Annotated in this window: 24 protein-coding genes and 2 pseudogenes; 18 read left to right on the plus strand and 8 right to left on the minus strand. The window is 62.0% G+C overall.

Annotated elements, in window-relative coordinates; translation table 11 throughout:
- Positions 1-76: 76 nt before the first annotated feature.
- The 4 genes from ilvA to FW789_RS07100 all read right to left on the minus strand — a co-directional run bounded on the left by ilvA (position 77) and on the right by FW789_RS07100 (position 4310).
- On the minus strand, positions 77-1633 hold the full coding sequence (ilvA, locus tag FW789_RS07085; RefSeq protein WP_225912973.1) for a threonine ammonia-lyase, biosynthetic: 1557 nt from the start codon (positions 1631-1633) through the stop codon (positions 77-79).
- Between the two features lie 186 nt (positions 1634-1819).
- The gene (locus tag FW789_RS07090; protein ID WP_207073991.1) at positions 1820-2251 is read right to left on the minus strand and encodes a PACE efflux transporter; all 432 of its coding nucleotides are present in this window, start codon (positions 2249-2251) and stop codon (positions 1820-1822) included.
- Between the two features lie 54 nt (positions 2252-2305).
- A complete protein-coding gene (locus FW789_RS07095; protein WP_103437399.1) occupies positions 2306-3601 on the minus strand; it encodes an ATP-binding protein in 1296 nt (431 codons plus the stop codon).
- Between the two features lie 7 nt (positions 3602-3608).
- The gene (locus FW789_RS07100) at positions 3609-4310 is read right to left on the minus strand and encodes a response regulator transcription factor (RefSeq protein ID WP_103437400.1); all 702 of its coding nucleotides are present in this window, start codon (positions 4308-4310) and stop codon (positions 3609-3611) included.
- A gap of 157 nt (positions 4311-4467) precedes the next feature.
- Between FW789_RS07100 and FW789_RS07105 the strand changes: the two genes are divergently transcribed.
- From FW789_RS07105 to FW789_RS07140, 8 genes and pseudogenes are all read left to right on the plus strand, one after another.
- Complete coding sequence (locus FW789_RS07105) at positions 4468-5643, plus strand: efflux RND transporter periplasmic adaptor subunit (RefSeq protein WP_411563080.1); 1176 nt, start codon at positions 4468-4470, stop codon at positions 5641-5643.
- 11 nt (positions 5644-5654) lie between these two features.
- Entirely contained in the window at positions 5655-8771 is a 3117-nt protein-coding gene (locus tag FW789_RS07110) for a multidrug efflux RND transporter permease subunit (protein ID WP_446431217.1), read from the plus strand.
- Positions 8772-8831: 60 nt separating this feature from the next.
- Complete coding sequence (mobA, locus tag FW789_RS07115) at positions 8832-9410, plus strand: molybdenum cofactor guanylyltransferase MobA (protein ID WP_207073989.1); 579 nt, start codon at positions 8832-8834, stop codon at positions 9408-9410.
- A 359-nt stretch (positions 9411-9769) separates the two neighbouring features.
- Positions 9770-10129, plus strand: coding sequence for a hypothetical protein (locus FW789_RS07120; RefSeq protein WP_103437403.1), 360 nt, complete (start codon positions 9770-9772; stop codon positions 10127-10129).
- 441 nt (positions 10130-10570) lie between these two features.
- Positions 10571-10723, plus strand: coding sequence for a hypothetical protein (locus FW789_RS07125; protein ID WP_207073987.1), 153 nt, complete (start codon positions 10571-10573; stop codon positions 10721-10723).
- A 218-nt stretch (positions 10724-10941) separates the two neighbouring features.
- Positions 10942-11391 (plus strand): annotated as a pseudogene (locus FW789_RS07130) (tyrosine-type recombinase/integrase); the annotation flags it as partial.
- 20 nt (positions 11392-11411) lie between these two features.
- A complete protein-coding gene (locus FW789_RS07135; protein ID WP_103437467.1) occupies positions 11412-12998 on the plus strand; it encodes an ABC-F family ATPase in 1587 nt (528 codons plus the stop codon).
- A 211-nt stretch (positions 12999-13209) separates the two neighbouring features.
- The gene (locus FW789_RS07140) at positions 13210-14400 is read left to right on the plus strand and encodes an MFS transporter (RefSeq protein WP_411564794.1); all 1191 of its coding nucleotides are present in this window, start codon (positions 13210-13212) and stop codon (positions 14398-14400) included.
- Here the strand turns inward: FW789_RS07140 and FW789_RS07145 are convergent.
- Positions 14368-15411 carry an alpha/beta hydrolase family protein gene (locus tag FW789_RS07145; RefSeq protein WP_446431218.1) on the minus strand — a complete coding sequence of 348 codons (1044 nt, stop codon included), beginning with the start codon at positions 15409-15411 and terminating at the stop codon, positions 14368-14370. The two genes, FW789_RS07140 and FW789_RS07145, sit on opposite strands and share 33 nt — an antisense overlap.
- Before the next feature lie 149 nt (positions 15412-15560).
- Positions 15561-16172 carry an FMN-dependent NADH-azoreductase gene (locus FW789_RS07150; RefSeq protein WP_446431219.1) on the minus strand — a complete coding sequence of 204 codons (612 nt, stop codon included), beginning with the start codon at positions 16170-16172 and terminating at the stop codon, positions 15561-15563.
- 132 nt (positions 16173-16304) lie between these two features.
- On the opposite strand from FW789_RS07150, the gene FW789_RS07155 reads away from it, so the two are divergent.
- A complete protein-coding gene (locus FW789_RS07155; RefSeq protein ID WP_101319665.1) occupies positions 16305-17207 on the plus strand; it encodes a LysR substrate-binding domain-containing protein in 903 nt (300 codons plus the stop codon).
- Positions 17200-17559, plus strand: a complete 360-nt coding sequence (locus FW789_RS07160; RefSeq protein WP_371411578.1) for an MmcQ/YjbR family DNA-binding protein — start codon at positions 17200-17202, stop codon at positions 17557-17559. The genes FW789_RS07155 and FW789_RS07160 overlap by 8 nt, the downstream gene beginning before the upstream one ends.
- Before the next feature lie 16 nt (positions 17560-17575).
- Here FW789_RS07160 and FW789_RS07165 read toward each other — a convergent pair whose 3' ends face one another.
- Positions 17576-18016: a DUF1294 domain-containing protein gene (locus tag FW789_RS07165; RefSeq protein WP_446431220.1), complete on the minus strand. Its 441-nt coding sequence runs from the start codon at positions 18014-18016 to the stop codon at positions 17576-17578.
- A gap of 1 nt (position 18017) precedes the next feature.
- Positions 18018-18848, minus strand: coding sequence for an undecaprenyl-diphosphate phosphatase (locus tag FW789_RS07170; RefSeq protein ID WP_103437471.1), 831 nt, complete (start codon positions 18846-18848; stop codon positions 18018-18020).
- A 390-nt stretch (positions 18849-19238) separates the two neighbouring features.
- On the opposite strand from FW789_RS07170, the pseudogene FW789_RS07175 reads away from it, so the two are divergent.
- The 8 genes and pseudogenes from FW789_RS07175 to FW789_RS07210 all read left to right on the plus strand — a co-directional run.
- Positions 19239-19910 (plus strand): annotated as a pseudogene (locus tag FW789_RS07175) (cache domain-containing protein); the annotation flags it as partial.
- Between the two features lie 138 nt (positions 19911-20048).
- Entirely contained in the window at positions 20049-20783 is a 735-nt protein-coding gene (locus FW789_RS07180; RefSeq protein ID WP_371411612.1) for a methyl-accepting chemotaxis protein, read from the plus strand.
- A gap of 117 nt (positions 20784-20900) precedes the next feature.
- Complete coding sequence (gene pnuC, locus FW789_RS07185) at positions 20901-21467, plus strand: nicotinamide riboside transporter PnuC (RefSeq protein WP_446431221.1); 567 nt, start codon at positions 20901-20903, stop codon at positions 21465-21467.
- Positions 21464-22015, plus strand: coding sequence for an AAA family ATPase (locus FW789_RS07190; protein WP_446431222.1), 552 nt, complete (start codon positions 21464-21466; stop codon positions 22013-22015). The genes pnuC and FW789_RS07190 overlap by 4 nt, the downstream gene beginning before the upstream one ends.
- 299 nt (positions 22016-22314) lie before the next feature.
- On the plus strand, positions 22315-22752 hold the full coding sequence (locus FW789_RS07195; RefSeq protein WP_101319680.1) for a hypothetical protein: 438 nt from the start codon (positions 22315-22317) through the stop codon (positions 22750-22752).
- A 1-nt stretch (position 22753) separates the two neighbouring features.
- Positions 22754-23326, plus strand: coding sequence for an adhesin (locus tag FW789_RS07200; RefSeq protein ID WP_103437475.1), 573 nt, complete (start codon positions 22754-22756; stop codon positions 23324-23326).
- 51 nt (positions 23327-23377) lie between these two features.
- Positions 23378-24814 carry a heme utilization protein gene (locus FW789_RS07205; protein ID WP_101319684.1) on the plus strand — a complete coding sequence of 479 codons (1437 nt, stop codon included), beginning with the start codon at positions 23378-23380 and terminating at the stop codon, positions 24812-24814.
- A 61-nt stretch (positions 24815-24875) separates the two neighbouring features.
- On the plus strand, positions 24876-25556 hold the full coding sequence (locus FW789_RS07210; RefSeq protein ID WP_103437476.1) for a C39 family peptidase: 681 nt from the start codon (positions 24876-24878) through the stop codon (positions 25554-25556).
- Positions 25557-25593: the final 37 nt, after the last annotated feature.

Consider the following 25593-nt stretch of genomic DNA (forward strand, 5'->3'; position numbering starts at 1 on the left):
TGAGAATCTGCCTAATCGCGGCCCGCGGTGTTGATCCACAGCAACGATCAATCCGCCAGGCAGACCGACTATCGGCTTAGCCGAGGAATAACCGATAGGCAGGGTTGTCGGTCTCGTCCCAGTAGCGGTAACCCATCTCATCCAGCGCAGCCGGCAGGCCCGCCAGCTCCTCGTCGGGGACTTCCAGCGCGGCGAACACCCGCGCTTCGGCGGCACCATGGTTGCGGTAGTGGAACAGACTGATGTTCCAGCGTTTGCCCAGGCGCTCGAGGAAGCCCATCAACGCCCCTGGCCGCTCCGGGAACTCGAAGCGCAGCACCCGCTCATTGCTGCCTGGGGCAGCGTGCCCGCCGACGGTATGGCGCACATGCAGCTTGGCCAGTTCGTTGTCGGTCAGGTCGAGCACCTGATAGCCCTGCCCGCTTAAGCTGGCCAACAGTTGCTCACGTGGGTCGGTGAGTGGATGGGTCTGCACGCCAACGAACAGGCGGGCTTCCTTGCCTGGGTAAAAGCGGTAGTTGAACTCGGTGATCTGGCGCTTGCCCAGCGCCTGGCAGAAGGCGCGGAAGCTGCCGGGCTGCTCGGGAATGGTCACGGCAATGATCGCCTCGCGCTGCTCACCCAGCTCGGCCCGCTCGGCAACATGGCGCAGGCGGTCGAAGTTGACGTTGGCGCCGGAGTCGATCGCCACCAGCGTTTGCCCTTTTGCGCCCTCGCGGGCGACGTATTTCTTGATCCCGGCCACGGCCAGCGCGCCGGATGGCTCGGTGATCGAGCGGGTGTCGTCATAGATGTCCTTGATTGCCGCACACAGCTCGTCGCTGCTGACGGTGATCACTTCATCGACAAAGTGTCGGCATAGCTCAAAGCAGTGCGCGCCGATCTGCGCCACCGCCACGCCATCGGCAAAGGTGCCGACCTGGGGCAGGATCACCCTTTCCCCCGCCGCCAGTGCCGCTTGCAGGCAGTTGGAGTCGTGTGGCTCCACGCCGATCACCTTGATCTCCGGCCGCAGGTATTTGACGTAGGCCGCAATGCCGGCGATCAGGCCACCGCCACCCACCGGCACGAAGATCGCATCCAGCGCGCCCGGCTGCTGGCGGAGGATTTCCATGGCTACGGTGCCTTGCCCGGCGATTACATCAGGGTCGTCGAACGGCGGCACGAAGGTCGCGCCATGCTCGTCGGCCAAGTGCAGCGCGTGGGCCAGCGCATGAGGGAAGCTTTCGCCATGCAACACCACATTGCCGCCGCGCGAACGCACACCCTCGATCTTCAGGGTTGGCGTGGTGGTGGGCATGACGATAGTTGCCTGCAAACCCAGATGGGCAGCGGCCAGGGCGACGCCCTGAGCATGGTTGCCGGCAGAAGCGGTGATCACGCCGCGCTCGCGCTGGGCTGCGGTCAGGCGCGACAGGCGGGTGTATGCGCCGCGGATCTTGAAGGAGAACGTCGGTTGCAGGTCTTCGCGCTTGAGCAGGACCTGGTTGCCAAGGCTGGCCGACAGCGCCGCAGCGCCTTGCAGTGGAGTTTCAATGGCCAGGTCATACACCGGCGCAGCAAGAATACGCCGCACTTGCTCGGTTAGCAGTTGCGCGGGCGTGAGACGCGGGTTGACGTTGAGATTGGTCATCGATGACTCCTGGTGGTTGCGGTATTGCCCAGGAGTCAGAGAAAACAAACCCGCCTCCAGGGCGGGTTTGGTGCACGTACGCGCTAGCCCGCCAATCCGATAATGGCGGTAATAATAATGTTCAGGGCGCGACGCTGCGTGAAGGTATTCATGGGTAAGGAACTTATCCTGTTGCGCTACAAGCCGTCAACACTTGGCTTGCTGCGCCGAGAGCGGCACATCGAAGACCTTGTCGAAGCCCCACTGGAACACGAACGCGTAGACGAAGAAAAACGCGAACAGCGCCAGGTTGGTGAGCAATGCCGCCCACAAACTGATATCCAGCCAATACGCCACCAGTGGCAGCAACAACACAACCAGCCCGCCTTCAAAGCCCAGTGCGTGGAGGATGCGCCGCAGCACGGTGCGCTTGCGTTTGGCCTGGCGCGCCTCCCAGCGCTCGAACGCCCAGTTGAAGGCCATGTTCCAGCTCATCGCAACCCCCGACATAAGCACCGACAGCACCGTCGAGTGGGCCATGCCGGCATCGAACATCAGCGCCAGGGCGGGGGCTACGCAGGCCACGGCGATGACTTCGTAGCAGATGGCCTGAACGATCTTGCGGGCCTTGCCTTGCATGTACGGCTCCTGGGAGAAACGGCCCGCAAACGGTACGCCGCTTGCCGGCTATATTCAAGCCGCCGGCAAGCGTATGCGGAACTGCGCCCCGCCGAGCGCCGACTGGGCAACCGTGAGTGTGCCGCCCTGCCCCTCGATTGCCCGCCGGCTGATCGCCAGGCCCAGGCCAAAGCCGCCGCTATTGCGATCGCGGCTGCGGTCCAGCCGATAGAACGGTTGAAATATCCGCTCGCGCTCCTCCTGCGGGATACCGATGCCGTCGTCCTCCACGGTAAGCAGGCAGGCGCCGCCCTCCATGCGCAGGCGCAGCAGCAGCTTTTCGTCGCAATAACGCATGGCATTGCGTACCAGGTTTTGCACGGCGCGGGCGGTCAGGCGCGGGTCGAGGACAAAGCGCGGCAGGTTGGCGTCGGCTTTAACTTCCCACTGAACACCACGGCTATCGAGCTCCTCGGCAAAACCGCCAAGGACGCTGTCGACCAGCTCCAGCAGCGACACCTCCACCCGTTCGTTGGCCTGCCCGGCGGTTTGCAGCCGGCTGTAGGACAACAACTCGAGGACCAGCTCATCCAGCTCGCGAACGTGGCCGACCAGCTCCAGCAGGCGCTTGCGATTGGCTGGCGGCACTTCGTCAAACAACAGCACCAGGCCAAAATCCAGCCGGGTCAGCGGCGTGCGCAGTTCGTGCGAGACGGCATTGAGCAGTTCACGTTGTTCGTTGACGTGCCGCTCCAGGTCGCTGGCCATGGTGTCGAACACACCGGCCAGTTCACCGATGTTGGAGCGCGCAGATATCTGCGTGCGCGCGGTCAGCTGCCCTTCGCCGAGACGCCGAGCGGTTTTCTTGAGCCGCTGCAGATCCCGCCAGTGTGGCCACACCCAGCCCAACAGGCAGCCGAGCAAGGCGGCACCGATCAGCACGGTCACACCCCAGGACAGCAGGTTGATGTCGACCGGATCGGGCGGGCTGTGCAGGCTTACCAGCCACTCGCTGTCCAGCGCCGCCATTGCCGTTCGGTAGTAACCCCAGTCGCCCAGGCGCACAACATGCAAGCCTGCCTGCAGGCGCTCGCGTTCGGGCGCCGTTAGCGCAGCCTGATCCCAGCGCAGCAGCTGCACCTGCAAAGGGCGGAAAATATCTGCCACTTCACGCTCGACAGCCGGCCATTGCTCAGCCGGTGCCTGCTGGAACTGGCGCACGATCAGGGTTTGCACGCCCCTGGCCTGGTCTTGATTGAAGGCCATGAAACGTTCATGGAAAGCACCGACGATGGCATCGGGGATCAACAACAACGCGCCGGCGTAGGCAACGATGATCAGCAGGTAAAGGCGTACCAGAATCTTCAGCATGGTGCCTTCAGTACTCCCATTCGACGCGGCTGAACAGGTAACCCTTGCCCCACACGGTCTTGATTTTGCGCGCTTCGCCGGCGTTGTCGTCGAACCTGCGCCGCAGCTTGGAGATCGCCACGTCCACCGAGCGATCGGTGCCGTTGAACTCGATGCCCCGCAACTGTTGCAGGATGCGGTCGCGACTGAGCACTTCACCGGCGTTGCGCGCCAGCACCACCAGCAGGTTGTACTCACCGCTGGACAGCTCGACTGCCTCGCCGCGCCAATTCACCGTGCGCTCGGCCAGATTGATAAGCAACCCGCCGACCTGGATCACGTCGCTTTCAAGGTGCGGTTCATTGATGCTGCTGCGGCGCAGCAAGGTGCGTACTCGGGCCAGTAGCACCCGCGGCTCGCAGGGTTTGCTGACATAATCGTCAGCGCCCATTTCCAGGCCCAGCACCTGGTCGTGGCTATCGTCGCGGGCAGTCAGCATGAGAATCGGCAGGCACTGTGATTCCTGGCGCAGCAGGCGACACACCTGCAAACCATCCAGGCCGGGCAGCATCAGGTCGAGGATGACCAGATCAGGCCGCTGCCGCCGGCATTCGTCCAGCACCTGATCCCCGCGAGCAATGACGGTGACGTGGAAATCGTTGCGCTGCAGGTAGCTGGCAATCAGTTCGGACAACGCGCTGTCGTCTTCAACCAGAAGAATGTTCGGCATAAGTAGCTTGGCTGAGGGAAGTAAGTAATGAGGATATAGATCCTACGCAGCCGCAGCCGTTTTCCTTACACTTTTTCACATACGCCCTACAGTGCTTCACAGCTTATTAGTGGCCAGGTGCTTTAGCATAGCGCCGGTCATTATCGGAAAGCTGCATATGTCTAACTATCCAATACTCCCCCTGCGCCATCTGGCGCCCTTGGCGCTGCTCGGTGTACTGCTCGCCGGCTGCGACAGCGCTGCCAAGCCAGACGACAAAGCGCCTCCGGCGCAGGTGCGGGTTGAGACCGTGCAGGCCCAGCCGCTGGCGATCACCAGCGAACTGAGCGGTCGCATCCTTGCACCGCGCACTGCCGAAGTGCGTGCACGGGTGGCTGGCGTGCTGCTCAAGCGGGTTTATCGCGAGGGCAGCGACGTCAAACAGGGTGATGTATTGTTCCTGATCGACCCGGCGCCGTTCAAGGCAGACCTCGACAGCGCCCGCGCCACCCTGGCCCGCGCTGAGGCGACCCGCTACCAAGCGCGCCTGCAGGATCAACGCTACGGCGAGCTAGTGACCGACAAGGCCGTCAGCCGCCAGGAATACGACAACGCCCACGCCGCCTTGCTGCAAGCCGACGCCGAAGTTGCCCAGGCCAAAGCCGCGCTCGATCGGGCCCGGCTGAGCCTGGGTTATGCCACCGTCACCGCGCCGATTGCCGGGCGCATTGGCCGCGCGCTGGTCACCGAGGGCGCGCTGGTCGGCCAGAACGAAAGCACGCCGCTGGCGACGATCCAGCAATTGAACCCGATCCACGCCGATGTCACCCAGTCGACCCGCGAGCTGACCGCACTGCGCCGGGCGCTGCGGGCCGGTGAGCTAAGCCAGGTGGGCGAGGATCAAGCCAAGGCCACTCTGATTCAGGATGACGGCAGTGCCTATCCACTGCCGGGCAAGCTGCTGTTCTCGGACATCAGTGTCGACCCGAGCACCAACCAGATCACCCTGCGCAGCGAATTCCCCAACCCGGACCTCGACCTGCTGCCGGGCAGCTACGTGCGCGTGCGCCTGGAGCAGGCGGTTCAACCCAGGGGCATCAGCGTGCCGCAGCGGGCTATCCTGCGTGACAGCGCAGGCGTGGCCAAGGTCATGCTGGTCGATCAGCAGGCTCAGGTCGTAGCCCGCGAAGTGGTCCTGGGCAATGCCCAGGGCGATCGCTGGATCGTCAATGAAGGCCTGCAACCTGGCGACCGCGTGGTAATCGAAGGCCTGCAACACATCAAGGCCGGCGATCAGGTGCAGGTTGACCCAACAGCTGCCGCCAACCCCATCGTCCAGCACAACGGCCAGTGAGGGCCTGATTCATGCCGCAGTTTTTCATTGACCGGCCGATTTTCGCCTGGGTCGTAGCGCTGTTCATCCTGCTTGCGGGGGCGCTGAGCATTCCCAAGCTGCCGGTGGCGCAGTATCCCAACGTGGCGCCGCCACAGATCGAGATCTATGCCGTCTACCCGGGTGCTTCCGCTGCAACCATGGACGAGAGCGTGGTCAGCCTGATCGAGCAGGAGCTCAACGGCGCCGACAACCTGCTCTATTTCAACTCGCAAAGCAGCCTGGGCAGCGCCACCATCACTGCCACCTTCGAGCCGGGCACTCCGCCGGACCTGGCTCAGGTCGATGTGCAGAACCGCCTCAAGGTGGTCGAGTCGCGCTTGCCGCGGCCGGTCACCCAGCAAGGTTTGCAAGTCGAAAAAGTCTCGACCGGTTTCCTGTTGCTGGCCACCCTCACCTCCGAGGACGGCAGCCTCGATGAAACAGCCCTCAGCGACATCCTTGCGCGCAACGTGATGAACGAGATCCGCCGCCTCAAGGGTGTTGGCAAGGCGCAGCTGTACGGCTCGGAACGGGCCATGCGGATCTGGATCGACCCGGCTAAGCTGATCGGCTTCAACCTCACGCCCAACGACGTCTCGGTGGCCATCGCCGCGCAGAATGCTCAGGTGGCACCCGGCAGCATTGGCGATCTGCCAAGCAGGCCAACCCAGGAAATCACTGCCAACGTGGTGGTCAAGGGCCAATTGAGCACGCCGCAGGAATTCGCCGACATCGTCCTGCGAGCCAACCCTGACGGTTCCAGCGTGACCGTCGGCGATGTCGCCCGGGTCGAGATCGGCGCGCAGGACTATCAGTTCGGCACGCGCCTGAACGGCAAACCGTCGACGGCCTTTGCCGTGCAGCTGTCGCCCGGCGCCAACGCCATGCAGACCGCGACGCTGGTTCGCGAGAAGATGGAGCAACTGGCGCCGCTGTTCCCGGCCGGGGTCAAGTACGACATCCCGTATGACACCTCGCCATTCGTCAAGGTCTCGATCCAGCAGGTCATCACGACCTTGTTCGAGGCGATGCTGCTGGTATTTGCGGTGATGTTCCTGTTCCTGCAGAACATCCGCTACACGCTGATCCCGACCCTGGTGGTGCCGGTGGCGCTGATGGGGACCTTTGCCGTGATGATGGCGATGGGGTTCTCGATCAACGTGCTGACTTTGTTCGGCATGGTTCTGGCCATTGGCATCTTGGTCGACGACGCCATCGTGGTGGTGGAAAACGTCGAGCGGATCATGGCCGAGGAAGGTCTGCCGCCAAAGCAGGCAACGCGTAAGGCGATGGGCCAGATCAGCGGCGCAATTGTCGGCATCACCCTCGTGCTGGTCGCGGTGTTTCTGCCGATGGCCTTCATGCAGGGCTCGGTGGGAGTGATCTACCAACAGTTCTCGGTGTCGATGGCGGTGTCGATCCTTTTCTCGGCCTTCCTTGCCCTGAGCTTGACCCCGGCCCTGTGCGCCACCCTGCTCAAGCCGGTTGCCAAAGGTGGCGAGCACGCCAGCAAGGGCTTCTTTGGCTGGTTCAATCGCCGTTTCGAGCGCATGAGCGATGGTTACCAGCGCTGGGTAGTACACGCGCTCAAGCGCAGCGGTCGCTATCTGCTGCTGTATGGCGTGTTGCTGGTGGTGCTGGGTTACGGATTCAGCCAGTTGCCGACGGCGTTTCTGCCGACCGAAGACCAGGGCTACACCATCACCGACATCCAACTGCCGCCGGGCGCCAGCCGCGCCCGCACCGAACAGGTGGCGGCGCAGATCGAAGCGCATAACAGCGGCGAGGCTGGGGTTGGCAATACCACGTTGATTCTTGGCTTCAGCTTCTCAGGCAGTGGGCAGAATGCCGCGTTGGCGTTTACCACGCTCAAGGACTGGTCCGAGCGCGGTGCTGCCGACAGCGCGCAAGCCATAGCGGACCGGGCCAATCAGGCGTTCAGCCAGATCAAGGACGCCGTGGCGTTCTCGGTGCTGCCGCCGCCCATCGACGGCCTCGGCGAGTCGACCGGCTTCGAGTTGCGCCTGCAGGACCGCGGCGGCCTTGGCCATGCGCAACTGATGGCCGCCCGTGACCAATTACTGGCGCAGGCAGGCAAGAGCAAGCTGCTGGTCAACGTGCGCGAATCGTCGCTGGCGGAAAGCCCGCAGATTCAGCTTGAAATCGACCGGCGTCAGGCCAACGCACTGGGCATCTCGTTCGCTGATATCGGTTCAGTGCTGGATACCGCAGTGGGCTCAAGCTACGTCAACGATTTCCCCAACCAGGGCCGCATGCAACGGGTAGTGGTCCAGGCCGAGGGCGATCAGCGCAGCCAGGTCGAGGACTTGCTGAAGATCCACGTGCGCAATGACAGCGGCAAGATGGTGCCACTGGCAGCGTTCGTACAGGCCAAGTGGGTCACCGGGCCGGTGCAATTGACCCGCTATAACGGTTATCCGGCGGTTTCCATCAGCGGCGAGCCAGCGCCTGGTTACAGCTCAGGTGACGCCATGGACGAAATGCAGCGCCTGGTCGATCAATTGCCCGCCGGCACCGCGCTGGAGTGGACGGGGCTGTCGCTGCAGGAGCGCTTGTCCGGCAGCCAGGCACCGCTGTTGCTGGCCTTGTCGCTGCTAATCGTGTTCCTGTGCCTGGCGGCGCTGTACGAGAGCTGGTCGATCCCGACTGCGGTGCTGCTGGTGGTACCGCTAGGCGTGCTCGGTGCAGTGCTGGCAGTGACGCTGCGCGGCATGCCCAATGACGTGTTCTTCAAGGTTGGTTTGATCACCTTGATTGGCTTGTCGGCGAAGAACGCGATTCTGATCATCGAGTTCGCCAAGAGCTTGGTCGATCAGGGCCATGATCCGGTTGATGCCGCGGTACAGGCGGCAAGGCTGCGGCTGCGGCCGATCGTGATGACGTCGCTGGCGTTCATTCTCGGCGTGGTGCCGTTGGCGATTGCCAGCGGTGCGAGTTCGGCGAGCCAGCAGGCGATCGGTACCGGGGTGATTGGCGGCATGCTCAGCGCGACGCTGGCGGTGGTGTTTGTGCCGGTGTTTTTCGTGGTAGTGATGCGCTTGGCTGGGCGACGCAAGGCTGGCGTTGAGGCAAGCGAGCGCGGCTGACTGGACAAGCTGGGTGTGACATGGGAGGGTTTCTGGCTTGACTGCCAGGAGCCCTTTTTTATGTCTGCGCGATTGCCTGCCTGTTCTGTATTGATCCTTGCCGGTGGCCGGGGCGCGCGTATGGGTGGGCGCGATAAAGGGTTGCTGGAGTGGCGTGGGGAGCCGTTGGTGGCGCATGTGCAGCGGGTGGTGCGGGCGCTTAGCGATGATGTGGTGATTTCCTGTAACCGAAATCAAGAGCTTTACCGTGTGCATGCTGATCAGTTGGTGGCTGATGCCGAGGCGGATTATCCGGGGCCGTTGGCTGGGGTGATTACTGGGTTGGCGGTGGCTCGGCATGACTGGGTGGTGGTGTTGGGGTGTGATGCGCCGTTGATTGACCGTCGCTTGATCGAGGATTTGCTTGAGCTTGCGGTTGTGCAGGATTTACCGGCGATGGTGCGTCAGGGGGGGTATTGGCAGCCGATGTTTGCGGTTTTGCCTAGGCGGGTGTTGCCGCTGTTGCGGCGGGCTTGGCTGGAGGGGGAACGGAGTTTGCAGCGGGCTTTGCTGGGGGTTGGGGGGTGCTGTGGCTTGGACTGTGCTGTGGGGGATCCCAGGTTGTCGAATTTCAATACTCCGGAGTTGCTTGGGCCATAATCTTTCTATTTTAGATTCCAGTTTATGTTTATGTTCTAAACTACTGATTTTTATCTGATTTTTTGTTTGAGAAAATGGTTGCTCGTTAGCCTTTCGTGGAGGACAGCCAATGGCCGATTGCACTCGCGCAAAGAGCAGCAGCCGGCCAAAAGCGGCCTCTTGGATCGTGCACCTCTAACACGGCCCGTTGCGGCGATATTGCCTATGTTCGCTAGCGAACAGACTCATAAATACCTCCCACACTCGTCGGTGGAATGCTGCACGCCCCGGCGGCGCAACGCCCCCGCACACCTGGCCTGGCGTAGAACCGCCTTCATTCCGCATGCGGCTTGCCCTGCGCGGGTCGTGCGAAGGAATTCATGCAAAATATCCTGACTCGCACCCTGTCCAGCCTGTGGCGTTCACCGGCCATCTGGCTTCGGTGGAGTGCAGCGCGGCACAAGTTCGAATACGAGCCCATCCTGCGTTCCGAACTGTTCAATGCCCAGCAGATGGCAGATCACGACATCGTACTGGCCCGCCAACATGTGCTCGGGCGCCCTTCAAGCAAGGACGCCTTGCTGGGCCGCCTGACTGACAATCAACTGCTGCTGGAACGCAGCTGCGCAGCGCTCAAGATCGTGCAATTGTCCAGCCGACGCGCCACCCCTGCGGCCGAATGGCTGCTAGACAACTTCTGCCTCATAGCGAAAGCGAGGCGGTTATCAACTGCGGCTTAAGAGGCCGAGGGCTTCACCGGACAAGCGGAACCGCCTTACGAATCGACATTGGGCTTATCCAGAGTTGCAGCGAAGCTCATCCATTCATCGAACGCCTTCCGATGCTGGGCGCAGACATAGTCCCATCCAGCACCAGTAGTGCACCCGTAGGCCACCTGGCTCATCGTCGCAGAAGTTTGCATGTCCAGCTTCCGTAGCAGCTCATAAGCTTGAAACTGCCTCTCCCTGTCTAGCTTTGTCACTGTAATCACCGATGTCCAAGGCCAGCCGAATGGCACGCTTATTCGGTAGACCCTTGCAGTACCACTTAAGTCATTAGTCCTCCCGATTAAACCGAAAGGCCTCAGAAGTGCGGTCAAGAAATCGTCCTGTCTGAAGATATCAAGCTGATCCAGCCAGCGCCGGTCGTGCGCGACGAGTACGGAATGTTCCAGCACCATCGTGAACTTCAAGCGCGTGATACACGACGTGCCGGACGACGAAGCTTGGGAACTGCTCGACAGCAATGATCTCCGGGAGTCGCAGATCGATGACTACGATCTCCGCGACATCGAGTGCATCCACGACGACGTCGCCATCGAGGTGGCGCCATGAGGCATTCGTTGGGCAGCTTGATAGTTCGTCCCCGATGGTCATCTGCTCAGGCCGGATCGACGAGCACTCTGTTTGCCTCGCTCGCGGCGCAGTCGGCATCCAGGAGGAGTAAGGTAAAGCGCAACCTGGCCACGCTGCCGCCATTCGCGGGTGGAATCAGCGACCGCCGCTCCAGATCACCGCGTACGAAGGCGGAGCCGGGGTGTGCAAGACCAAGATTGAAGCCGGTGGAAGAGAGGACGAAAACCGGGCGGGACCGGTTTGTGCTTCTGAATGATCGGGCCTTGCGCGCGATCCAGTTTGCACGGGAATACGCGGCTCGCCGCAGCCATGGCAAGAGAGCGGTGACCGAAACGCCGTTTGTGTTTCCGCCGTCGGAGAATGGCGAGTACGTCAGGCAGGCGTCGGATCTACACAAACAGCGGGTGCCGGTGCTGAATGAAATGGGGATCAGACGTCGCCCCCCATACAACTGCCGCCACACCTATGCGACAATATGCTTAATGTCCGGCCTCAATCCCGCATTTATTGCCCAACAGCTGGGTCACAGCGTTCAAATGCTGCTGTCGACGTATGCCCGTTGGCTCAACTCAAGCTCCGATTGGAGCGAGCTGGAAAAACTCAAGATTGGTATCAAATCGGTATCAGCTGAAAAGCCAGCCCCGTAAGTGACTGATAGGTAAGCCCTTTGATCTCCACCGCTAACATCACCATGCAATTCGGCGCCAAGCCGCTGTTCGAAAACGTTTCGGTCAAATTCAACAACGGCAACCGCTACGGCCTGATCGGCGCCAACGGTTGCGGCAAGTCGACCTTCATGAAGATCCTCGGCGGTGACCTCGAGTCGTCCGGTGGCCAGGTGATGCTCGAGCCGAACACCCGTCTGGGCAAGCTGCGCCAGGACCAGTTCGCCTACGAAGACTTCACCGTGATCGACACGGTCATCATGGGCCATGAACAACTGTTCAAGGTCAAGGCCGAGCGTGACCGCATCTACTCGCTGCCGGAAATGAGCGAGGAAGACGGCATGGCCGTCGCCGAGCTGGAAACCGAGTTCGCCGAGATGGACGGCTACACCGCCGACTCGCGCGCCGGTGAGCTGCTGCTTGGCCTGGGTATCCCGCTGGAGCAGCACAACGGCCCGATGAGCGAAGTCGCACCGGGCTGGAAGCTGCGCGTATTGCTGGCCCAGGCGCTGTTCTCGGACCCGGACGTGCTGCTGCTCGACGAGCCGACCAACCACCTGGACATCAACACCATTCGCTGGCTTGAAACGGTCCTCACGGCGCGTAACAGCACCATGATCATTATTTCCCACGACCGGCACTTCCTCAACAGCGTCTGCACCCACATGGCTGACCTGGACTACGGTGAGCTGCGCCTGTTCCCTGGCAACTATGACGAGTACATGACTGCTGCGACGCAATCGCGCGAGCAGCTGCTGTCGGACAACGCCAAGAAGAAAGCCCAGATCGCCGAGCTGCAGACCTTCGTCAGCCGCTTCTCGGCCAACGCCTCGAAAGCCAAGCAGGCTACGTCGCGGGCCAAGCAGATCGACAAGATCCAGCTGGCCGAAGTCAAGCCATCGAGCCGGGTCAGCCCGTTCATCCGCTTTGAGCAGAACAAGAAGCTGCACCGTCAGGCCGTGACCATCGAGAAGATGGCCAAGGCGTTCGACAACAAGGTGCTGTTCAAGGACTTCAGCTTCACCGTCGAAGCCGGCGAACGCGTTGCCATCATCGGCCCCAACGGTATCGGCAAGACCACCTTGCTGCGTACCCTGGTCGGTGAGCTGAAGCCAGACGCAGGTGCGGTGAAGTGGACCGACAGCGCCGAGGTGGGTTACTACGCGCAGGACCACGCCCACGACTTCGAAGATGACGTCAGCCTGTTCGACTGGATGGGTCAGTGGACCCAGGGCGAACAGATGATCCGTGGCACCCTGGGCCGGATGCTGTTCTCCAACGACGAGATCCTCAAGTCGGTCAAGGTCATCTCCGGTGGTGAGCAAGGCCGCATGCTGTTCGGCAAGCTGATTCTGCAAAAGCCCAACGTACTGGTGATGGACGAACCGACCAACCACCTGGACATGGAATCGATCGAAGCGCTCAACCTGGCGCTGGAAAACTACCCGGGCACGCTGTTGTTCGTCAGCCATGACCGTGAGTTCGTGTCGTCGCTGGCGACTCGCATCCTCGAGCTGACGCCAGAAGGCGTAGTCGACTTCAGCGGTACCTACGACGACTACCTGCGTAGCCAGGGCGTCGTGGTCTGATCTGTCGCTGACAGGTTGAACCCAGCGCGGGGCAAGCCTGCGCTCATGTGAACCGAGGCATTCGGTCATTTGGGCGCGGGCTTGCCCCGTCGCCGTTTACAGGTCCACGCCAATGCACGCCGTAGTACTGGCAATTCGTTAGCCTGCTTTCATTTCCCTCGCGCAACCGCCATGATGGGGCACGCCCCACCGCCCGCCAGCGAACGAGCCCATGACTGCACAAGTACCCTCCCCTGATCAAGGCTTTGCCATCACCCGCCAGATTCTTGCGATCGTTTTCTACACCTTCATTACCTTTCTCTGCATCGGCCTGCCGATCGCGGTGCTGCCCGGCCACGTGCATGACCAACTCGGCTATGGCGCGGTAATCGCCGGGGTGACCATTGGCCTGCAATACCTGACCACGCTGCTCAGCCGCCCGTTTGCCGGGCGGGTGGCGGATAGCCTGGGCGGCAAGCGTGCAATTGGCTACGGGCTGTTGGCGATCATCGGTTGCGGAGTGCTGACGCTGTTCTCGGCCTGGACATTGGCTTGGCCGCAAGCAAGCCTGGCGCTGCTGCTCGGCGGCCGTGTGCTGCTCGGGCTGGCGCAAGGCCTGATCGGTGTAGCGACCTTGAGCTGGGGCATCAATCAGGTCGGTGCCGAGCACACCGCACGGGTGATCTCCTGGAACGGCATTGCCTCGTATGGTGCCATTGCGATAGGTGCACCCGTCGGCGTGCTGCTGGTGGATGGGCTTAACTTCAGCGTGCTCGGCCCGTTGCTGGTGATCCTCGCAGTGGTTGGCCTGTTCGCCCTGCGTCAACGACCCGATGTGGTGGTAGTGCGTGGCGAGCGTCTTGGCTTCTGGTCAGCTTTCGTGCGCGTGGCGCCGTGCGGCACGAGCCTGATGCTGGCGTCGATCGGCTACGGCACGCTGACCACCTTCGTCACCTTGTACTACCTCGAACGCGGCTGGACCGGCGCTGCGCTATGCCTGAGTGCGTTTGGTGTGTGCTTCATCATTTCGCGCTTGTTGTTCGTCAACGCGGTCAACCGCTTTGGCGGTTATGCGGTGGCGATAACCTGCATGGCGACCGAAGTGGTCGGCTTGACGTTGCTGTGGCTGGCCCCCTCACCGGGATTTGCTCTGCTTGGCGCTGGCCTGACCGGCTTTGGACTGTCGCTGGTGTACCCGGCGCTCGGCGTCGAAGCGATCAAACATGTGCCACCGAGCAGCCGTGGTGCGGGCCTGGGCGCCTATGCGGTGTTCTTCGATTTGGCGCTGGCCATTGCCGGCCCGGTAATGGGCGCGGTCGCCGTACATCTAGGCTACGCCTCGATCTTTTGCGTAACCGCCCTGCTGGCGCTATCAGGAGTAGGCCTGACGCTACTGCTGGCGCGGCGCAATCAGCGCGGCTGAGCGTTCTGCCGGTTCTGGTGCACCAAGCGCCTGGGTAAAGAAATCAGCCGTCTCACGCTGCAACGAGCGGTGGATCTGGCGCCGGTCGATACCGGCAGCGTCCTGGCAGAGCACCGGCATGCGTGCATGTTGCTCGTCATCGCAAGGCGCCATGAATACGAAATGCCCGGCGCCGGCCAGCAGGCGGTAATCGGGTGTCACCGGCAACTTGCGCGCCAGCGCATCGGCGTTGTGCTCCAGCGCGAGCAACTGGTCGTTGTCGCCACTGTACATCAGTACCGGCAGGTGGACGTTGCTCAGAGCATGCCGCCCGAACATCAGGCTAAGCGGCGCCATCAACACCACAGCGCCGACGCGCGGGTCGGCATGGGGCCCCAGCTCCGTGCGGTCGGCAATCAGCACACCGTGGGTTTTACAGGCATCGGCGTCGGTCGGTCGCTCCTGGCAATAGCGCTGCAGACGCTCCAGATCAGGCTGCGCACCGGACAGGATCAGCGCGGTCTCGCCGCCTGCCGAATAACCGATCACGCCGACCTTGCCGTCGCCCAGATAGGGGCTCAGCAACGCATCTGCCCGCACGGCAGTGATCGCCGCGCTGACCTGCACCGGGCGCCCGTACAGATTGCTCAGGGTACCCAGCCGGCTCGGATCACGGGCATTGTCACCAGGGTGGGTCAAGGCGATGACCACAAAGCCCTGGCGGGCAAGGCCTGTGGCCAGGTCATGCAGCGCCAGTGGGCTCCCGGTATTGCCATGGGAAATTACCAGCAGCGGAAAATGCCCAAGCGCCACCGGCGCTTCCTCGGCAGCGCGCAGCTGATAGCCGTCGATACGCAGACTGTGGGTCGCGCCACTGGCAGGATAGAAAGCCAAGGCGTGCATGGGCCGCGCATCCACCGGATCGTTCAGTTGCAGAGGGTGCAGGCCGGCGACCCAAGGCGCGGCATTGGCGTGGCCGATCAGGCTGGTGAGCACTACCAGCGCAGCAATCGTTCGTGAGAGGTAGGTCACCGGCGTCTCCCCCGCAGATGGGCGGATGACATCAGCTTAAGGCCCTATGGCTCAGGGCAGATGAAAACTGGATGAAACACACAGCGATTGCGGGCAGATGAAAGCCAAATTCGCCGCCACCTGCCCGCTTCTAGCTGGTTGAACCGTGATCAGGCGGCTGCGAACAGCTCGCCGGCGATCTGCGCCTGGGCAGCGTCGATGGCTGCAGTGCGCTGCTCAGGGCCATAAGCCAAGCCGTGGGCGCGGACGATTTCCAGATCGGTGACACCGATAAAGCCCAGGAACACCTTGAGGAAATCTTCATGACCAGCGCCAGTGGCCTGGCCGGCGTGCAGGCCGCCAGCAGTCGACACCAGGATCACCTTTTTGTTGCCGCACAGGCCTTCTGGGCCGGCCTCGGTGTAGCGGAAAGTCTTGCCGGCTACCGCAACACGATCGATCCAGGCCTTGAGCTGGGTCGGCACGCTGAAGTTGTACATCGGCGCACCGATCACTACCGCGTCGGCAGCGAGGAATTCGGTCAGGGTTTCCTGGCTCAGCTTGGCCTCGAACGCCTGGGCGGCATCACGCGCATCTTCAGCGGTGCCTGCAGCCAGCAGGGTGGCAGCCGAGAAATGGCTGATGGCGTCGGCAGCGAGGTCGCGGTACACCACTTCGATGCTGGCGTCGGCAGCCTGCCACGCCTGGACAACTTCTCGGCTGAGCTGGCGGGAAGCGGAATTGTCGCCGAGGATGCTCGAATCGATGTGCAACAGTTTCATGGGGGCTCTCCAGGATTGGCGACCGCGATAGGGGCGATCTCGATGGAGAGAATCCTACAGAGCTATCGAATAGATGATTAGTCGCTGAGAATGCACTAGATTGTCCCATTGGTAGAACAATGGGCTACGTGAATGCAAGATCTTAACGACCTGTTTTATTTCGCCAGGGTGGTCGAAGCCGGTGGCTTCGCCGCCGCCGGGCGCCAGCTGGGGATACCCAAGTCACGCTTGTCGCGGCGCATCGCCGAGCTGGAAGAGCGCCTCGGCACGCGCCTGCTGCAACGCACCACCCGCCAGCTGAAGCTGACGGCGATCGGCGAACGTTATCTGCAGCACTGCCAGGCCATGCTGCTCGAGGCGCAGATGGCCGACGAAGCGGTCGCGAGCATGACCAGCGAACCGCGCGGGCGGCTACGGGTGTCGTGCCCGGTAGCGTTGGCTCATACGTTCCTGCCGGAGGTGATCAATCGCTTTCTGCTGGCATACCCGCTGGTGCAGCTCGACATGGTCCTGCTCAATCGGCGCGTGGACCTGATTGGCGAGGGCATCGACGTCGCCATGCGGGTACGCGATCTGGGCGATGAAGACCCTGCCCTGGCTACCCGGCGTCTGCGTCAGGCACAGATGCATCTGGTGGCCGCCCCAGGGTTCGCCGAAGGCCTGACCGAGCCGGCGCAGCTGGCGACGCTGCCGGTCCTCGGCGCGACCGAAGCGGACCGGCTGGTGCACATCCGCCTCCTCGGGCCCAATGGCCGTGAGCAGGAGCTGGCACTGGAGCCGCGCCTGGCGATTGATGACTTCATCCTGCGCAAGGCTGCGGTGCTCGCCGGGTTGGGCTTCACACTCCTACCAAGCCTGTACTGTGAAGAAGAGCTGGAGCGTGGCGAGCTGGTCAGGCTGCTCCCGGAATGGTCGCTGCCTGGCGCTTGGCTGCAGGCAGTTTACCCGCACCGGCGCGGCATGCTGCCAGCGGTGCGTGTGTGGATTGATCATCTGGCAGCAGCCTTTGAGGCCTGTGGAGAGCGGTATGTCTGAAGCAAGCATGAACCCCGAACAAGCAGCAACCTTCTGCCTGGGTTTACCGGGCGCGCGCGAAGATTACAAATGGGGCGGTATCCGGGTGTTTTCGGTGGCCGGCAACAAGATGTTCGCGGTGCTTGATCTGGCCGGTGCCGGGCTGTCGTTCAAGGTCGCCGATGAGCTGTTTCTCGGCTACGTCGACCGTCCGGGGGTGAAGCCTGCGCCCTATCTGGCACGTGCCCGCTGGATCAGCGTGGCAGCGCCCTATGCGATGGGGCGCGAGGAGCTGGCTGACTTGCTGCAGCGCTCGCACCAGCTGGTGGTGCGCAAACTGCCAAAACGGCTGCAAGCGGGTTTGTTGCTTTGAGCGGCCACGCTGCCGTTTATATAGGCAGCAGCGCCAGCCAACGTCCACCCAGCAGCACCTGATCCAGCCAGAACAGCTGGTGCAGCGCAACGATGGCCCAGAACGTCAGCTGAAACGACAACTTGCGCGTCTTATGCCGAAAAAGCTGCTGCGCCAGCAACGCTCCGGGCCAGCCGCCCGGCAGCTCGCTGGCATGCAGGACCTTTTCTGGCGTGCGCCAGGCCTGGTTGCGAGCCTGTTGTTTATCCTGCCAATACAGCAACAGGCTGATCAGGCTCACACACGGATACAGCGCCAAGGGCAGCCATGACTGCCCGCTCCAGGCCATCTGCGCCGCGCCGAGCGCCGGCAGCAAACACAACCCAGCCAATGCCAGCAGCTTCAAGCGCAGGTTGCGCACGCCCTCGCCCTGGGCGTGGCCGCGCGGGCGTGAGGTTGCCGGTTGCGGGCGGGCCATATCAGCCTTGCGCCGTTGCCCAGTCGATCAGGCCAAACTGCCAGGTCGCCAGGATCAGCAGGCCGAACACGATGCGGTACCAGGCAAACAACGCATAACTGTGGTTGGCGATGAACTTGAGCAGCGCACGCACGGCAATCATGGCGAAGATGAACGACACCACAAAGCCAATGGCAAACACCGGCAAGTCGGCGGGCTGGAACAGGTCGCGGTACTTGTAACCGGAGTACACCGCAGCGCCGACCATGGTTGGCATGGCCAGGAAGAACGAGAACTCGGTAGCTGCCTTGCGCGACAGGCCAAACAGCAGGCCGCCAATGATGGTCGAACCAGAGCGCGAAGTGCCGGGGATCATCGCCAGGCACTGCACCAGGCCGATTTTCAAGGCGTGGGTCCAGTTCATCTGGTCGACGTGCTCGACTTCGATGCGGTGGTCGCGGCGCTCGGCCCAGAGCATGATCACCCCGCCGACGACCAAGGCCGCAGCCACGGTGATCGGGTTGAACAGGTGATGGTGGATGAAGTCGGCGAACAGCACCCCAAGCACCACTGCCGGCATGAACGCTACCAGCAGGTTGACGGTAAAGTGCCGTGCGCTCGGCTCACTGCGCAGCCCCAGCACCACCTCGATGATCTTGCGGCGAAACTCCCACACCACCGCCAGGATTGCACCGAGCTGGATGATGATGTTGAAGGCCATCGCCCGCTCGCCACCAAAGTCGATCAGATCGGCGACAATGATCTGGTGGCCGGTACTGGAAATCGGCAGAAACTCGGTCAGTCCCTCGACGATGCCTAAGATGATTGCCTGAAAGGCACTCCAAAAATCCATTGTTCCCCCGCTGTGGCACTGCTGACTGCAGCGCCGTTGTTCTTGATTTACTGATAGTGGCCGCGTCGCGGCCCGGCAGTTTTACAGCGACTGTTGGTCGCTACGCCAGTCGAAAAGTTCGAGATGCCTAAAGGTTTCATCTTGAGCGGCCGAGATGCTAACAGACGAGCCTGTTTTAGGCTTGCCTGGATCCACCATGAAATGCCGCGCCAGGCACTTGGCCTTTGGTCGAGTACGGTTCGCAGGCCATGCATGCTTGGATGCCCCTGAATAACAAGAACAATCCGGGAGTGCCCTGTTATGAAGACCTTGAGGTCGATGTCGATCAGCCGTCGCTTGTGGCTGATCCTGCTGGTGGCAGTGGCAATGCTGGTGGTGCTGGGCCTGGTGATGCTGCGCCAGATCCATGGTGACCTGTATCGGGCCAAGGCTGAAAAGACCGAACACGTGGTACAGACCGCAGCCGGGGTGCTGGCCTACTACCAAGGGCTTGAGTCCGCAGGCACGCTCAGCCGTGACGCCGCGCAGCAACAGGCGCTGCAAGTGGTGCGCGGCTTGCGTTACGACGTGCAGGACTATTTCTGGATCAACGACCTCGGCCCGCGGATGATCATGCACCCGGTCAACCCCAAGCTCGATGGCCAGGACCTGTCGGCCATTCGCGACCCGGACGGGTTTGCCCTGTTCAACGAGATGGTCACCGTGGCTCGCAGTCAGGGCGCCGGGCAGATCGACTATCGCTGGCCCAAACCCGGCGCCAGCGAGCCGGTGGCGAAAACCTCCTATATCCAGCTGTTCAAACCGTGGGGCTGGATCATCGGCTCCGGCGTCTATGTCGATGACGTGCAAGCCGAGTTCGCCCGACAGGTACGCGATGCCTGCCTGATCGGCCTGGGCATCGCCTTGCTGATGGCGCTGCTGGTGATGCTCATCGCGCGCAGCATTGCCCGTCCGTTGCAGCAGGCCGTCCAGGCGATGGGCACCATTGCCAGCGGCGAAAGCGACCTGACCCAGCGCCTGGATACCCATGGCAAGGATGAAGTCACCTACCTGGGCGAACACTTCAACCGTTTCAACGGCAAGTTGCAGGGGGTGATTGGCCAATTGCAGGGTGCCGCCCATGCCCTTGCCCAGTCTGCCGGCCAGGTCGGCGACAACGCCGGGCAAGCGCAACTGCGCAGCACTCAGCAATCGCTGCAGATGGACCAGGTGGCCACCGCAGTCAACGAAGTCACCTATGCCGTGCAGGATGTGGCCAAGAATGCCGAACAGGCCGCCAGCGAAATGCGCGCCGCGCAAGCGCAGGTCAGCCATGGCCAGCAGGCGATCCACGGTAGTCTGGCGCAGATCGACCGCCTTTCGCTGACCATCGACGAGGCCGTTCAGGTGATTCGCCAACTGGCCGGGCACAGCACCAAAATCGGCGGTGTACTGGAGGTGATCCGCTCAATTGCCGAGCAGACCAACCTGCTGGCCCTCAACGCGGCAATCGAAGCAGCGCGGGCCGGCGAGCAAGGCCGCGGCTTTGCCGTCGTGGCGGATGAAGTGCGCTTGCTGGCGCAACGTTCGGCGCAGTCGACCGCTGAAATCCAGACCATGATCGAGCATCTGCAAGGCCAGTCCGAGGCTGCGGTGAAAGCCATCGATACCTCCAGCGAGGCCTCGCGCCAGACTGTCGCGCAGGCCCGCGAAGCCGGTTCCAGCCTGGATGCGATCAGCCAGGTGCTGAACAACCTGACTGCGCTCAACGCCTCGATTGCCAGTGCCACCCTGCAGCAATCGCACGTGGTCGAGGAGATCAACCGCAATGTCACCGACACTGCCGGGCTGTCGCTGGAAACCGCCGAGGCGGCCCGCCAGTCAAGCGCTGCCGGCCTCGCCCTGGGCCAGTTGAGCGAAGAACTGGAACAACTGCTGCGCCAGTTCCGGGTCTGATGCCTAAGGCCACTGGATCAGCTCTTGCTGCCTGATCCAGTGGCCTTACGCAGACAGCTACACCTGCCCCGCCCCACAGGCTACAATCGCGCCCTTCCCCTGCCCCAAGGATCGCCGATGTCCGGCCTGGAACTCTTCGCCGCCGCCCTCGGCGTCATCGCCGTATGGCTCACGGTCAAGCAGAACCCCTGGTGCTGGCCGATCGGGCTGGTGATGGTGATGCTGTACAGCTGGGTCTTCTATGAAGTGAAACTGTACTCGGACATGCTCCTGCAACTGATCTACGCCGTGTTACAGCTGTATGGCTGGTGGCAGTGGACTCGCCCTGGCCACCGCGAAGACGTCCGCCAGGTCTCGCGCCTGCAGACCACACCGATGCTGACCGGGCTGGGCCTGGGCCTGCTGGCCAGCCTGGCACTGGGCGCAGCGATGGCGCACTGGACCGATGCAGCGCAGCCCTGGCTGGACGCAGCGCTGACCGGCTTCAGCCTGGTGGCACAGTTGTGGATGGCGCAGAAGCGCCTGCAGTGCTGGACCTTGTGGATCGTACTGGACGTGATCTTCGTCGGCCTGTTCCTGTACAAAGGCCTGTACCTGACTGCCGCGCTGTATGCACTGTTCACGCTGATCGCCGTACGTGGCTGGTTGGAGTGGCGGCGCGACCCTGCCCTGGTGCAGGCATGAAGGTACTGGTGCTGTGCGGTCCGGAGTCCAGTGGCAAGAGCTGGCTCAGTGGCGAAATCCAGGCACACTTCGGCGGCGAACTGGTGGGCGAGTACGTCCGCCACTTCATCAACGAGCAAGGCCGGGATACCTGCTTCGCCGACATCCCGGCCATCGCCCGTGGGCAGCTGGCCTGGGAAGACAGCGCGCGGACCCGCCAGCCTGATCTGTTGATCCTGGATACCCACCTGCTGAGCAACATGCTCTGGAGCAAGGCATTGTTCGGCGATTGCCCGCCTGATATCGAACAGGCGCTGTTGGCGCGGCGCTACGACCTGCACCTGCTGCTCGACCCGGCCGGGGCCGACTGGGTCGCCGATGGTCAGCGTTGCCAGCCGGATCTGCACGAGCGTCAGGCCTTTTTTGCAGACAGCCTGGACTGGCTGCAACGCCACCAGCAACCAGTGCAAATCATCGGCGGCAGCTGGCCGCAACGCAGCGCTGCGGTTTTGACTGCAGTCCAGCGCCTGCTTGATGGCAAATCGCCGGCCTGCGCTACCGAGTGTTAACTCGCTGACACACCGAACTGGGTCCAAGTCCCTGTGTTTACGTGCCCTGCGGCGTAAACAGCGGTGCTGTCACGTTGGTGATACAGCTTCGACCAAACGCCGTTCAGGTATGGCCAGAGCCGATGCGTCGCTTGTTTGTCCGGGAAACTGTGTCAGTGCTGAAACAGCTGCTGCGATGCGTAGACAGCATGTGGCCGTAGCTAACTGATTCCCAAGCAATTAGTAAAAGCGGCACGGCTCCTGCTCTCCTCCTTCGCAACGCTGATCAGGGCCAGCGATCCGAAGAAGGAATTGCCACCGTGGCGACACTCGATAAAGGCACCTTTCACCTGTTACTGGCAGGTTGCGCCCTGGGGGCAAGCCTGGCGCTGCCGGCCCAGGCCGACAATGGGCTGATCGTCATCACCCGCGACGTGCAGACGCGCAATGCAGTGCGAGCACCGCTGATCCCCGATCCGAGCCCAGTCACCGTCAACACCAACCCTTCTGCGCAGATCCTCAGGCAAACCAACGAGCTCAGCGATGGCGACTTCGCCTCGATCAGCAGCGGCGCAGGCATCAGTTCGCTGATCACCCAGCAGACCACCAACCTGGGCGGCAACATCAGCACCCAGAACCAACTGCCGAATCTGGCCGGCGGACGTTCCACAGGCTCGGGTAGCGGCATCGCCAACATGGTCAACTCCAACGTGCAGCAAGGCCTCGGCGTACTGAAAAGCATCGGCGGGGGCCAATGACATGAAGCGCTCATTGCTGATCCTGGCCACGCTCCTCACAGCCCCTGCGTTCGCCCAGTCACCCATCGTCAACAACGCCAGCATCGACAGCTCCGGCGCCCAGTACCAGGGCAACATGGCGGTCAACCAGGCTGCGGGGGATTTTTCTCAGCAAGCCAACGCCCGCGCCCTTGCCAATGGACACGGCGCCAGCGCCACCACGCAGATCCGCCAGCGCCTGCACACCACGGTAGATGCCAACATGGAAGCCACTGCCAGCATTCAAGGCAACGCCTTTACCAACGGCAACGGTGTTCTGGGGGTAAACCAGAGCAGCGGCGCCAGCAACCAGCAAGCCAATGCGCTGCGCATCAGCATCAGTGACCAGCCGCAAAGCATCGACGACAGCGTCCTCATGCAACAGAACGTGGCGCTGCTCAACAACTCCGATCCAGCTGACCCGAACCTTGGCAGTCGCCAGGTCACTACCGGTAACCAGGCATTCACCGGCAGCCGTGGGGTCATTCAGTTGAATCAGAGCGCCGGGGTAGGAAATCGAACGGCCAACACCCTGAGCGTCCGGGTCGTGGACTGACCCAAACAGGTAAGAACAACACTTAACCTAAAATAAGTACGGAGAATCACCATGAAACCTTCGATGGCAATCAAGCCTCTGGTTTTCGCAATTGCTGCGATCATGGCTGTAGCTGTACAAGCTGATGATCGGCGTGGCAACGGGCATGGCAATGGCAACAACAACCAGCCCCGCACGACCATCATCCCTATTAGCGCAACTGCCAATGCAATCGACCGCCAAAGCAGTACAGGCAACACGATTCACAATGAAGGTACCATCAACGAAGCCGAAATGAGCAGCTCCGGCTCCGGCGCCAGCGGCAACGTCGGCGTAAACGTTGCGGCCGGTAATGGCAACCAGCAGGACAACGCCGCGGCCATCGCCAACGCTGCTTCTGATTCCAGCCTGGACAACAGCTTCGTGTTCGGCACCGCTACTGCCACCGCCGACGTCAAGCAGTACAGCAATAACAACAAGGTCAACAACTGGTCGACTCAGAGCTCTGCGGTGATGTCCGGTTCGGCGTCTGGCACCAGCGGCAACGTCGGTATCAACATTGCCGGCGGCGACCTCAACCAACAGAAAAACACCATGGCGATCGCCAATACCAACTCGCCTATCGGTAACTCGGTCGCCACTGCCCGCGCTGATCAAAACGGCCCAGGGCTAACCGTCAACAACCGTGCAGATCGCAGCTACACCGTCGAAACGCTGAGCTTCACCACCTCCTCCAGCGGTTCGTCGTCACGCGAAGGCACCTTCAATTCGACCGACGATCGGAGTTCCTCGTCGAGCCTCAACCTGAGCGGCTCCAACGCCGCCGCGTCGAGCGGCTCGCACAGCTCCAGCGCCAGCGGATCGAACAGCTGGTCAGCCAGCGGCTCGGGCAGCGCCAACGCCAGTGGCTCCAACAATGCCAATGTCAATGGCTCGGCCAGCGGCAACGCCAACAGCAGCAGCTCGGCTTCGCTGAGCGCAACGCTTGCCGCCGCAGCCGACGCAGCGCGTTCGGTGACCTTCACCAACGGCGACCGTGAACGCACCCGCAGCGAAACCGCCAGCGGCTCGCTCAACGCCTCGCTGGACGCTTCGGTCGATACCTCGCACCAGACCAGCTACGATTCTTCGTTCGAAAAATCCTTCGGCTCTTCGTATGACAAGTCGCGTGACTACTCCTACGACAAAGCCCGCGATTCTTCCTACGATAAATCCCGCGAGTCTTCCTACGAGAACGCTTCTGCTTCTGCCTATGAAAAATCAGTCGAGGCGGCTTCCGAGTCTTCCAACGACATTTCCAAAAGCTACAGCGAAGCCAACTCGTATGACCTGAGCAACACTGTTTCCTTCCAGGTCCTGACTCCTACCGGCTGGGCCAACCCTGTGACCAACACCGCTACCCTGAGCGGTTCGGTCAACGGCGGCAGCGGCAACCTGGGCGTCAACGTCGCATCCGGTGTCGGCAACCAGCAAAGCAATTCGCTGGCGATCTCCAACACCTCGTTCTGAGTGTTGTCTCGAAGGCCCCCTGCCAAGGGGGCCTTTCTCACCTGAAGCAGAAGGCCCAATCATGCGCATTATCGCCCTGGCGTGTTTGCTTTGCCTGGCCAGCCTGAGTGAAGCGGCGCAAATGCCACTTTCCGTGCTGCCCAATGGTGCGGTGGTGTACAAACCCATTCAAAGTATTCGCGAGCGCAAGTTCGCTGACCTGGTGCAGCAGAAGACCGACTTCAGCTGCGGCGCAGCAGCGCTGGCAACCATTCTGCGCCAGGCCTATTGGCTGGACGTCAACGAAGAACAGATCATCGAGGGCATGCTTGCCCACGCCGATCAGGACATCGTCCGCGTGCAAGGCTTCTCGATGCTGGACATGAAGCGCTACGTAGAAAGCCTGGGCATGCGTGCTCGCGGCTACCGCGTCACCACCGACACCCTGAACAGCATCCGTATCCCGGTCGTGGTGCTGATGGATATCCGCGGTTACAAGCACTTCGTGGTGATGCAGAAGGTCGACAAGGGCTTCGTCTATATCGGCGACCCGGTCCTAGGCCACAAACGCTACAAGACCGAAGATTTCATCAAGGGCTGGAACGGCATCATCTTCGCCATCATTGGCCAGGGCTACGACAAGAGCAATGCCCTGCTCGACCCACCGCAACCCTTGACCGCCAAGAACCGCGTCAATGGCTTTACCCCGCTGCAAGACGCCGAGTTGATGGACTTCGGCTTTATCCAGAGCGACTTCTTCTAACACTAACAACAGGGGCAGCAAGCTCCGGGAGCACGCG

This window comes from Pseudomonas sp. 1121_17, from assembly GCF_052850745.1.